13 protein-coding genes are annotated in these 11649 nt (G+C 35.2%); 7 read left to right on the forward strand and 6 right to left on the reverse strand.

Annotation, left to right across the window (positions count from 1 at the left end; all coding sequences use genetic code 11):
• The first annotated feature begins 160 nt into the window (after window positions 1-160).
• On the forward strand, window positions 161-457 hold the full coding sequence (locus J8281_RS02645) for a MoaD/ThiS family protein (protein WP_371812569.1): 297 nt from the start codon (window positions 161-163) through the stop codon (window positions 455-457).
• Window positions 417-878 carry a molybdenum cofactor biosynthesis protein MoaE gene (locus tag J8281_RS02650; RefSeq protein ID WP_210196024.1) on the forward strand — a complete coding sequence of 154 codons (462 nt, stop codon included), beginning with the start codon at window positions 417-419 and terminating at the stop codon, window positions 876-878. The genes J8281_RS02645 and J8281_RS02650 overlap by 41 nt, the downstream gene beginning before the upstream one ends.
• Window positions 879-1013: 135 nt before the next feature.
• On the opposite strand, the gene J8281_RS02655 is transcribed toward J8281_RS02650, so the two are convergent.
• Window positions 1014-1328, reverse strand: a complete 315-nt coding sequence (locus J8281_RS02655) for a hypothetical protein (protein WP_210196025.1) — start codon at window positions 1326-1328, stop codon at window positions 1014-1016.
• A 543-nt stretch (window positions 1329-1871) separates the two neighbouring features.
• Here J8281_RS02655 and J8281_RS02660 point away from each other — a divergent pair.
• Both J8281_RS02660 and J8281_RS02665 read left to right on the forward strand, forming a co-directional pair.
• On the forward strand, window positions 1872-2435 hold the full coding sequence (locus J8281_RS02660; RefSeq protein WP_210196026.1) for a porin family protein: 564 nt from the start codon (window positions 1872-1874) through the stop codon (window positions 2433-2435).
• A gap of 130 nt (window positions 2436-2565) precedes the next feature.
• Complete coding sequence (locus J8281_RS02665) at window positions 2566-3546, forward strand: lipid A deacylase LpxR family protein (RefSeq protein ID WP_210196027.1); 981 nt, start codon at window positions 2566-2568, stop codon at window positions 3544-3546.
• Window positions 3547-3737: 191 nt separating this feature from the next.
• Here J8281_RS02665 and J8281_RS02670 read toward each other — a convergent pair whose 3' ends face one another.
• From J8281_RS02670 to J8281_RS02690, 5 genes are all read right to left on the reverse strand, one after another.
• On the reverse strand, window positions 3738-4298 hold the full coding sequence (locus tag J8281_RS02670; RefSeq protein WP_246848939.1) for a Crp/Fnr family transcriptional regulator: 561 nt from the start codon (window positions 4296-4298) through the stop codon (window positions 3738-3740).
• A 73-nt stretch (window positions 4299-4371) separates the two neighbouring features.
• The gene (locus tag J8281_RS02675) at window positions 4372-5031 is read right to left on the reverse strand and encodes a glyoxalase (RefSeq protein WP_210196028.1); all 660 of its coding nucleotides are present in this window, start codon (window positions 5029-5031) and stop codon (window positions 4372-4374) included.
• A 217-nt stretch (window positions 5032-5248) separates the two neighbouring features.
• Window positions 5249-5662: a DUF2000 domain-containing protein gene (locus J8281_RS02680; protein ID WP_210196029.1), complete on the reverse strand. Its 414-nt coding sequence runs from the start codon at window positions 5660-5662 to the stop codon at window positions 5249-5251.
• A 7-nt stretch (window positions 5663-5669) separates the two neighbouring features.
• Window positions 5670-6623: a bifunctional helix-turn-helix transcriptional regulator/GNAT family N-acetyltransferase gene (locus J8281_RS02685; protein ID WP_210196030.1), complete on the reverse strand. Its 954-nt coding sequence runs from the start codon at window positions 6621-6623 to the stop codon at window positions 5670-5672.
• Between the two features lie 461 nt (window positions 6624-7084).
• Window positions 7085-7558, reverse strand: coding sequence for a hypothetical protein (locus tag J8281_RS02690; protein ID WP_210196031.1), 474 nt, complete (start codon window positions 7556-7558; stop codon window positions 7085-7087).
• A 511-nt stretch (window positions 7559-8069) separates the two neighbouring features.
• Here J8281_RS02690 and J8281_RS02695 point away from each other — a divergent pair.
• From J8281_RS02695 to J8281_RS02705, 3 genes are read left to right on the forward strand one after another with little or no spacing between them, the layout of a single operon-like run.
• On the forward strand, window positions 8070-8690 hold the full coding sequence (locus tag J8281_RS02695; RefSeq protein ID WP_210196032.1) for a TetR/AcrR family transcriptional regulator: 621 nt from the start codon (window positions 8070-8072) through the stop codon (window positions 8688-8690).
• Window positions 8691-8728: 38 nt separating this feature from the next.
• Entirely contained in the window at window positions 8729-9394 is a 666-nt protein-coding gene (locus J8281_RS02700) for a DUF2461 domain-containing protein (protein ID WP_210196033.1), read from the forward strand.
• 1 nt (window position 9395) lies between these two features.
• A complete protein-coding gene (locus J8281_RS02705; protein WP_210196034.1) occupies window positions 9396-11648 on the forward strand; it encodes an HlyD family efflux transporter periplasmic adaptor subunit in 2253 nt (750 codons plus the stop codon).
• Window position 11649: the final 1 nt, after the last annotated feature.

Below are 11649 nucleotides of genomic sequence, written 5' to 3' on the forward strand. Positions count from 1 at the left end.
TCTCATAACGAAGTTCTAATGTACAATCCGGGTTTAAAATTAAAGATAACCATATACAAATGCTTAGTTATGACACTTTTCTCAGGTTAGAGGGCACAAAAAGAACATTTTCATCATATATAAGGAGTGACAGAAAATATAGAAAAAGTGACATAATAAAGTGAAGCCACAAATCTACATTTACGATTATAACGAACCTTACGGTAGTGCGAGCAAAAGTATGAGAGTTAAAACATTTGGAATATCAAAGGATATTATAGGTGAGTCAACATTAACATTGAATGTAGATAAACCGATGACCGTAAGTGATTTGAAAGAATTTTTGAATAAACAATATCCCAAAATGAGCACGATAGGCACTTACAGTATTGCTGTAAATCAAGAATACGCAGATAACCATCAAAACTTATATCTGGATGACGAAATCGCAATCATTCCGCCCGTTAGCGGCGGTTGAGAAAAAAAACCAATCCATACAACTGGTCAACACCATTAACATTGCTAAAGCCATAGAACAGTTGGAAAACTCAGAAGCAAGCGCACAGTCTATTTTTATAGGAACAGTACCTAGTATGAGTGGCAGCTTTGAAGTAAAAAAATTGTTTTTTGAAAGCTATGAGCAAATGGCTATTAAGGAAATGGCTAAAATTTCAGACGTAGCACTAAGCGAATTCAACCTTAAAAAAGTAATACTCTGGCACTGTTTATCTACAAAGGTTGTAGGAGAAACCGTTGTGTTTGTGGGTACGTGCTCTACCCATAGAGCAGATGCTATAGCCGCCACCAAATATATTATAGACACACTTAAAGAAATGGTTCCGATATGGAAAAAAGAATACTTTAAAAATGGCTCGATCTGGGCCAATGCTCATCCTTAAAATGCTACCACAACTACCTTAGAGAAATAAACTACTCTAGTAAAAAGAGTTCATCAGAACTGGAATGGAACCATAATTGAATCTTTTACCATGTCAAAAAATAACACGCAGTATTTGTTGAGGGGTTACAGGAACCTACCTTAACAGTAAGGGTTTTTCGGACACCAACACTTTCCTATCTTGTCGGCTTTCGGACTTAGCTAGGTTTTTCAGCACTTCCTTATCAATTTCAAAAGGAAACTGCTGATTGTCTATCGCTTCTTTAAATATTACCAGTTCGGTAATGGTCGTTTCTGTGGCCTGCATTTCTCCCTTGTGTATCACCTGGGTGATCACCTGGTTCTGAAAAAGGATAGCGTCTTTGGTTTGTGAATAGGCTTTTACGGCTACAATCATAAAAATAATGATAAGGCTTATAGATATAAGGTCTTGAGTTTTTGAAGTTTTCATACGTTTAAAATTTTTCGATTTCTGAATGTTCAAAAATTTTTTGAATGAATTCAGGAACTCACATAAATTTCAATCATTTCATTGTGTTCATTTAAAATGATGAAAATTTACGTTCGTTTCACAATATTTCGTTTTTAAATTCTATGTAAAGGTACCTTCAAATAGAGCCTATTATGTGGTAGGAATTAAAGGGATTATAGTAAGTTTTTTTTGGAAATGCTTAAGTAAATAGACAGTCGCTTATTGTTTACTTCAATCAGAAAAGCAAGTAATCGTTTTTTCTGATTTACCTCTGTTAAAGTCATCTTTTTTACAAGAAGTGACCTTTTTTATGTTGCTATTTATCCTTCAAAAAGTGCTACGCTTACCTTAAAAAGTGACGAATCAAAATTGATTCGAGGTGATATTTTGTGAACCGTTAAAATTGATGTAAAAAAATAATATGCCACAAAAATGACCATAAAACCATAAAAAATGACCATTCTCAAGTAACACTTCTATAGAACTTTGTACTAAAGTTAAACCCTAAAAACAATCAAAAAAATGAGAAAATCAACAACCTTAATCATTCTAATTTTGTGTACAACTGCCATGGTAGCACAAGATTTTCATTATGGCGTACGAGCAGGGCTTAATGCTGCCAACTTTACTGGCGACCTGGAGGATACCGAAGTAAAGTATGGCTTTTCAGCAGGTATTTTTGGCGAGCTAACGATAACAGATCAATTTTCGGTGCAGTTAGACGCGTTATTCTCTTCACAAGGTGCAGAAATTGAGAATAGCGACGACGCTAAATTCAAGCTCAATTATCTCAATTTTCCGCTTACGGCAAAGTATTACTTCGTAGATGGTTTCTACGGGCAGACTGGCCCTCAGTTTGGTTTTTTGCTTAATGCCGATTTTGAAAATGGGAACCAAGAGACCGACATTAAAGATGACTTGAAAACTTTTGACCTTAGCATCCCCATTGTTTTGGGATACCAATTTGACTTCGGGCTATTGGCCGATATACGATACAACATCGGGGTAACCGATCTTAATGATGGTTTGGGAAATGATGATCTTAGAAATGGGGTTTTTCAACTTATGGTAGGCTATCGCTTCTAAAAGAGTTTCTTAAGAACCTAAACGAAAAGAGGTATTTATCTTGCAAGCTGCTTTTAAGTAAGTGGCTTTTTCGCATAGATGAGTTATGCTTTCGCGAAAGCTCTACATTCAAAAAAAACGACAAAAAATAATGAAACGATTCACAAAGACCATTCAACTTTTTATGGCGACTTTGCTCTGTATGTTTGCCAATTTAGAAATAGGTTCTGCACAAGTGTCTTTACATAAAGAACAATCACCTAAGTATGTACTCACTTTAGGGCACGACAATGATTTTTTAGTCTTTTTTGACAGTACAGACCGATACTACTCTTACGGATTAAATGCAGATTTTAAATGGATTCAACCCGACGCCAAATTTTTATCCAGCTGGTTTACTACTAGAAAAACGGCAATTCATTCCGTTTCATTAAATATTGAAGCTTATACTCCTGAGTATAACGAACGAACAGGTGAAGCCATCCCCACCGAAGAGCGGCCGTATGCCGGACTAAGCTACCTCAACTACAGTATTGCTTCGTATTATGAAAACTACATCATTACTTTGGGTGTAGATTTAGGAATTTTAGGGCCTCAATCACAGGCTGGGGAAATACAGAACTGGTTTCACGGTATTATAGGCGATGAGAAGCTGCAAGGCTGGAACCAACAGTTGGAAAATACACTGGCCTTTAACCTACTCGGGCAATGGATACAATCGCTTTATAGAGCAACTAATTTTGATGTGTATGGTGATGTAAAAGTGTCGATAGGAGCAATACATACCAATGTACACCCTATGTTACATTTTCGTTTAGGGAAGTTAAAACCTATCACACAATCTATAGCTTCGAACAGCGGTCTCATAAATTCTGATACCGAATTTTATTTTGATGGTGCCGTAGGTTATTGCATTTCTGCTTTTGATGGTACGGTACAAGGCAACATTTTTGAAGATGATGATTTTTTTGACTTTGATGCGATGAACAACTTTATCTTTAACGCCTCTGCTGGCTTTGGCTTTCAAAAAAACAACTGGAAGTTATTGTTGAACTACCATTTTACCACGGGTGCGCTCAACTCAAGCGATACGCATACGTTTGCAGCGTTTAAGGTAGGACGGTTTTTTTGAGGTTATTTTATAATCAACATATCGTGTTTTACGCAACTACTTTTCGGTTGACTAGATACTCAATTAATTTTTTAAGTAGCTCTAATCCGATACCAGAATAGCCCCCTGTAAGTATAATGTTCATTATTTCTGTTTTTGAATTTGTAGAAGGCAAATTTCAGCATACAAATGGTCAAAAACATTAATAAATATTAAGATTTTCTATTTCTAATGGTATCTCCTTTAACTTTACTAAGTGCCTCAGGTGTTACACCTAAATAAGAAGCAATCATATGTTGGGGAACTCTTTGGGATAAGTCTGGATATAATTCTAGGAAGTGATGGTATCTATCTATAATGGATGAGCTCATTAGCATTAAAACGCGTTCCTGCAATCGGGCAATTCGATTAACCAGTGTCATTTTTTCCTGTTGTTCTAATGCTACTTGCTTATCAAGCGGGATAACCACAGATGGCTCTAGTGCTTCAATAAATAATTGACATTTAGTTTCAGGCGGATTGCTATCTCCTATGTACCAACCAGAAGGGCTGAACATATAGGTGTGCTCCTTTCCGTTACTATCTATTAAATAGCTTCGCAGCAAGCCTTCTTCTACAAAGTAAATCTTCGTATTTACATCGCCCTGCGATTGCAGTAATTGCTTACGTTGAAGAGATAATTTTTCGTTTTTCATTTTCAAAATGACACCCCCTAAAGGTCCTCGTCTATGAACAGTTGGGATTTTGTGCCTAACTTTTTGGTTTATTACCAACCTTTTCTTATTAATTCATTTCAATCAAGTGATTAAACCGCTATTATTTTAATACATTAATTACCTTATTACTTTATTTTCTTATTTTAATAGTTGTTTCTTTGTCTGATTCGGTTAGCGTAATATTTGTCCAATTACTTGTTGCTGGGATTTCTGTCGGAAACCAATTTCGATTATTCTTCACAATAATCAGCAAACCATGATCATCACCAACTGCTGTGAACAATTCGCTATTTTGATTTTTCTCAAAGAGTTTTAGATCGAATTTTTCAATCAACTCCTTTCCATATTCGTCTGGCTTGGTTTGCACTATTCCTATTTCGCTAATGTTTAAAATTTGATTGCTATTAAATTCGTTTGACTCTTCGTTGTTCAAATCTTGTCTTGCTATAAATTCTAATACATTTCCATCTGTGTCAAAGAAATAGACCGAGTTAGCATTCCAGGTTTCAAAATTGGCAATCAATACCTCATCCTCTTTTTTTATTAATTGGATTTTATCGCTTGACCAACTAATTGCCTCTTGTAACTTGTTCTTCGGAATATTGAAAGCCAAATGATATATCGGTTCAGATTTTTCCGTATCCTCAATTATCTTCAAAGTAGATTGTCCTATGATAACTTTGATTGAATTTTTATCAATTCTCTCAATTGGTAGTTCTAATGTATTTTGATAGAAATTGCCAATATCATTAAGATTGGTAGTCTTTATTTCAATTTCGTTTAATTTCATTTCTGAATGTTTTTTTAGCTTGCAGGGAACGGGATTCTACAAAGTCAGATGTGGTCATATTTCCTGAAATTTAATTAAAAAATGGGATTTTTGTATCATTTTCCGAGTTTCCATTAGCATTACACTTCAGCACAATTGGCGTTATACGCTGTCGACAACAGTTATTTTTTCATTGAAGTAAGTCTCATTCCGAACTTAATTCGCTTGTTTAGTGGTTTTAATTGTGATATTTTAATCCATTCAGCGCTTTGTTCACCTTCATATTTTCGCCATAAATTATAATGCCTACGAGTTCTTGATTTTCGTCTGAAGTCTTTCCAATTTCAATATGATTTTCATCTTCATTTTTTGTTCCAAAAAACCGATTCGTATATACTCCTATGTTTAGTTCTCTTTGTCTTGCTCGGTTGAATGCTCTTTGTATTTGAGGTTGATCATCGGCTTTGTAAATGGTTATAGGTTGCTTGATAAAAGGTAGGAATTCAGAATTTGAAGCGTTAATAAAAGATTTTCCGTGAGTTTCAGGGAACTTTATTGCTACTGAACTTGCTAAAAATGATGCTACATTCAGTTTTTGCCAATCCAACAAATCATTCTTGATTACAATTGCTATTTTATTTTGAAAAGTCATTTTGAAATTAGTTTAATGTGAGTTCCATTTGAATGTTACATCTTTCGTATGGTGTATAATGTCCAGAGACTTTTTTGAACCCTAATTTTTCATACAATGTTATAGCAGGTTTTAAGATAGTATTGCTTTCCAAATACAAGTCAGAAGCATTAAGTTCTTTGGCTTTTTCTATGATTGATTTTCCCAACAAATGGCCAATTCCTTTACCTCTTGCTTTCGGGGAAACCGCCATTTTTGCCAATTCATAATCATATTTGACATCTTGCATTTTGAGTAATGCACAAACGCCAAGTACAACGTCATTCTGTACTGCTACCAGAATTTTTCCGCCTTTGTCTAATATATGACTTTGTGGGTCGTCTAAGGCTTTTCTGTCTGCATCTTCGAGTTTAAAATATCGTGTAATCCATTGTTCGTTGAGTTCTCGAAAAGCGGAATGGTGTTCTGGCAAGAATTCAAGAATGACAACATCAGATGATTCTCTCAGTTTTTTTTCTTCCAATACTCTCGTTAGTATAGATTTTTCTTCAAGCAAGTATTCAAACTCTTGAATAGCCAGCCAAATATTGTGCTTTGTTTGTTTCAGCATATTTTTTATGGCAGATTCAACGTCTTTGTATTGTTCCGCTATTTTTGAGGTTACTTCCATTCCTTTTTTAGTTAATAGAATGTTGTTTTTGCGTCCATCAAGAGGGTCTTTTTGCTCGGTTACCAATTCTGCTTTTGACATTTCATGTACGATTTTGATAACCGATGGATGCGAATGTCCAATAGCATTTGCTATGGAAGTAATGGGTTTTCCCTTTTCTTGATTAGATAAAAAATAGAACACTGGAAACCATTTTGGTTTTAGTTGTATCTCGTAAGCGTTATAGATTTTTTCGGCATCCTCCGTAACCTTTGTACTTAAATATCGTAATCGGCTTCCTAGTGCCATTTCACCAATTTCTTCAAAATTCATTTATATATGTTATTAAATACGTAACTAATTACAAATATATAGAATTAAATTATAGAAAATAGCTAAACTTTGATAAATAAAAATAAATTGTTCGCTCTAGTTTTGATTGTTGCCAACTTATTACATCGATACCAAACATAACTTTATCCCGATTTTATAACGGGATAACGATAACTTTTCTTTCATTTTTTATATATAATTTAGTAAGAATGTATGATTCTCGTAAAGCTCTCAAATCAGGCTCATCTTCCTGAGGTAAGCGGAATTCAAAAAAAATTGAAAATAGTGTCTAAGATTATTTCGATAAAATAGTTTTTCTACAACAATTCGATACCGCAGAAAATTTTTAATAGAGCAATAGTACTTTTAATAAAAGCTTGCTGATTTGATATCATTACTAACTTTGGCTTAAACTCCTAAAAGCTACATTTAAAAATTTAATCGAATTGTAATTTTGTTTTTCAGAAAAAGACAACGCCGTCATTTTCCAATTGGTCCAAATACCCTTGAAACGTAGAAGCTCTAAAGCGTTCATAAACTTCTAATTGCTCTGAGATAGTAAGACCATTTAGCAACGGAAGATTCTCTTTTTTCAAAAAATGGTTGAAAGCCTGAAAATCATCTGATTTTCGCGCAGCCCTTTTTAAAGTTTTAAGCATTTGCGTTTCGCTGTTTATAACACCTTTGTCGTAATAAAGTTTTTTGTTTTTACGAGATGCTCTTAAAGCATTTCGATAATTAAATTCACCGTCATCTATAATTGATAATAATGCTATGGTGCTTTTAGAACGCTCCGATTTAACCTTGGTTACCGAAACTCTTTCAAAATTAGGCGCTGAATACGCGATTAATTCTTGAGACCTTAAGGTTTGTACGCTCGTTACTATCATAAAAATGAGTGTAGCTTTTATACTGCGTGATTGTAAAGTTTTCATTGTGCTTAAATTTTATACTACAAAGTTACGAGCATACTCGCCTTAGGCATTAACCAGAATCACCTTTAAAAAGACCATTCTTTAATGTGCCTTATTTTTATTAAAAAGTACCCACTAAACCTCATTTTGTGACGACATCGCAATGAAAAGATATCATACTTTTTCAGTTACCACGCTACGATAAACAACCTTCGACCATTTGGATGCGATAACCGATATAAACCCCACTCTTGTAGGGGTTTGCGAAGACCGTGAAAAAAAATTAGTATTCCAATGGGCTGACCTCTATAAATATGTGGATTATTACCTTAATGTCTATTTCTATTCTTCTACGCGGCTTCTATAATGATTATTTTATGTAGCCTCGCTTTCTCAAAAACTGATTAATTAAAAGATTTTGATTGAATAGTAAAATGAGGAAGGTTTTGAACTTGTTTAAAATTTAGTTAAAAAGATCAAACAATAATTAATTATTAGTTTACTTTGCATAAAAATGACCTTAAGTCAACGAATGAAGACTACAACTCGTAAACATCTTAGCCCATTAGAACGTCGTGAACAAATTGTAATGGCAGCAGATGCTGTACTGCAACGCGTAGGTGTAAATGATTTTACTATTGACAAGGTTATTGAATCCTTAGGTATTGCAAAAGGAACAGTCTATAAATATTTTGAAACTAAAGATGATGTGCTGGCAGAAGTAAGCATTAAGGCACTTAATCAGTTGCTTAACTATTTCAAGTTAAGTGAGAGAAACAGTCCTGAGGGTATAGAAAAAACGAGAGCAGTGATTATGTCTTGTTACTATTTTGGCCAAGACCAGAGTAGATATTTTGAACTTTTGGTCTATATGGAAAGACCCGAGTTTCTTACCATCTCTGACGCTTATCTCGAAATTAGCAATAAGCTTACAAATTGGTATTCAAGTCATATTGCCTCTCAACAGGAAAAAGGACATATAAGAAAGGATATCGAACCGCTTGTCGCAAATTATATGACTTGGGGTTCTTGTATGGGCGTAATGCAGTTTCTCGACGCAAAAAGAATATTTATAGAAAACAACGACGAGATTACACAAAAGCAACTGATGGAAGCCTATGTAGACGTTATGATTAAAGGGATGGGAGCATAATTTTTTTTAATTAATATGACTTACAGTCATTATAAGTTATGGTACAAAAAGAATATATATTTAGGTTTTTAAGGGATTTGAGTAATAACAACTCAAAGGAATGGATGGATGAAAATCGTGAGCGCTACCATACGGCAAAAGAAAGATGGATTGAAGAAGTGGATTTAATCCTTGATAAACTGGTCAAACACGATAACTACTTCCAGAATTTCAAGCCAAAAGACACGCTTATGCGTATTACAAACAACCGTCAGTTTCACCCCAATAAACCTATCTATAAAGACCACTTTAGCTGTTCTCCTATAAATAAGGGTGACGCTTTCGCACGTATATATATTTCTGTCGGCGTTGGTCATTCCTTCATCGGTGGTGGGTTGTGGCGACCAGAAAAGAAAGTACTTAAACAAGTAAGAGAAGCTATCGATTATGATGGTGAAGAACTTAGGGACATATTAGAAGATAAGAAATTTCAAGATTTCTTCGGTGGTCTGGCACATGACCCCGATAAGCTGAAGACATCACCGCGTAACTATAGCAATGACCACAAGCACATCGAGTTATTACGCTATAACAACCTCACGGCACAAGTAAAACTAACTCAAGAACTTGTTGTAAGTGATGACTTTGTAGATTATGTAGAAGAAGCTTTTGTGACACTACAGCCGCTCAACAAATTTATTATGAAAGCCATTTCTGTAGCATGATATGAAACGACTCAAGAACCATATTATCATTTCCTTAATCGCACAAGTAGCGACGAATATATTTTTTATAATCACTTTGCTCATTGGTATTTCTTCAATAAATCAAGCGATGGTGCGTGGCGTTAGCTTTCTTGAGTTTGTTGCAATTACAAATGGCGCATTGATAATTATTTCTGCATTTAGTATTACCTATAAAAATTTTGGCAATCAATTGCTTAAATGGGGCTATTCTAATGCTTTTAGAGGTCTAGTGCTTATTGTTTTGTCTGTGATAGTCTTTTATTTCGCCTCATTAATCCTTTTTGGTTTCCACTTTGTCATAAAGAAAATTTGGATAATTGAAGGACTGCTAAACGTAATGAGCAACTCATATTTTGGTGCGCTTACCTTCTATTTCGCAATGGTAAGTACGCTAATGTTTTTTATTTCAAATCTAGAGCGTCGTTCGGGTAATGTTTTCCGATTGATGGCACAATCAATGGGAAACTCTATGAAGCCAAAGTTAGTCGACCGTGGTTTTATGTTCATTGACCTGAATGACGCTACTAGTCTAGCCGAGCAACTGAGTGGTAAAGATTATGCTAAGCTATTACGGGATTGCTTCAGAATGCTCAACGAGCTGGTCTTTGTCTCTTCGTTTGAAGTTTATCAATATGTAGGGGATGAAGCCGTTATTACCTGGAAAGCTGAAACAAAGAATGCCGATTTAAGAGCACTACAGCTTTTTAAAGATTTCAAAGTCTATTTAGAAGAACAAAGTTCTGCTTTCGCGAATGCATACCACCTACAACCAAAATTTAAATGTGCTATTCATAGTGGCGAGGTCGTGCAGAGTGAGATAGGTCGCGATGTAAAACACCTAGTCTATCATGGTGATGTGCTCAATACTACCGCTAGATTATTATCACAATGTCACGAGAATAAAACAGATATCATTATTTCTGCAGCTGCAGTTCAAAACAAAGAACTCGTTGAACAACACTTTATATTAAGCCCTGCTGTTTATAACCAGTTAAAAGGAAAACAACAAAAAGTATACGCCTACACTTCAAAACCAATAAAACAACATAACTCAAAAGATTTTTTTTTGAACTCAAAAATGACTAATAGTCGCAATAAATTAAAAATGAACCCTATGAAAATTAAAACTCTATTTGCATCGCTACTTGCGTGTTGCATCTTGCTCACATCTTGTGGTGGCGATAACGATAAAGAGCAAGAATCAAAGAACAATCCACAAACTGAAAGTTCAGTACAAGTTATTAGAAAAAGTGACCTAAGTCTTTATGAGGTTAATCCCAGGATGATACAGAATTTTAACGTGATTACCGGTCGTGTGGTACCTACTAACTCAACTAGCCTTCTTGCAGAGGTACAAGGTCGTATAGGCTCTGGTGCAAAGCCTTTTAAAACTGGAAATAGCTTTAAAAAAGGTCAGGTCATTTTACGCATTAATGCTACAGAATTTAGCTACAACGTTCAATCACAAAAAAATGCCTTTCTTAATATACTAACAGGTATAATGCCCGATTTGAAGGCAGATTATCCTGATAACTATCAAAATTGGCTCAGCTATGTTAATTCTTACGATGTAAGTAAGTCCTTACCGCCACTTCCTGAACCAAAAAGTGACTCAGAAAAATATTTTGTCACATCAAATAGCGTATACAACACGTATTACCAGATAAAGTCACAAGAAAATCGATTGGGTAAATACACCATCGTTGCACCGTTTGATGGTTCACTTACAGATACAAGAGTAGATGCAGGTGGTCTGGTATCACCAGGACAGCCTTTGGGCACTTTTATCAGCAGAGATAATTATGAAATTGAGACCGCAGTTTCCTTTGCAGTTTCAAAAGACCTGAAAGAGGGGGATATCGTAACATTCAGCGCTACCGAAGACAGCGATGAGTACGAGGCAAAAGTCGTACGTATCAACGATGTGGTTGATGCGCAAACACAGAACATTCCCATCTTCTTTTCGGTAGATAATCCAGAGCTTAAGGCTGGGCTTTATCTTCAGGGTAAAGTTATGAACAGGACGTATGATAATGCCGTACGCCTTCCGAAGAAAACGATCTACCGTGATGAAACAGTACACATTCTTCAAAATGATGTAATTGTAAAAAAACCAGTTGAGTTGCTCAACACACAGCTAGATAGCATCACAGTAAGGGGTCTTGAGTCTGGCGACAAGGTCATACTCAACACATTTGATAATCCAGTTTCAGGACTAAAAATTACACAGTAGG

The organism is Aquimarina sp. U1-2, assembly GCF_017897595.1.
Classification (GTDB): Bacteria; Bacteroidota; Bacteroidia; order Flavobacteriales; family Flavobacteriaceae; genus Aquimarina.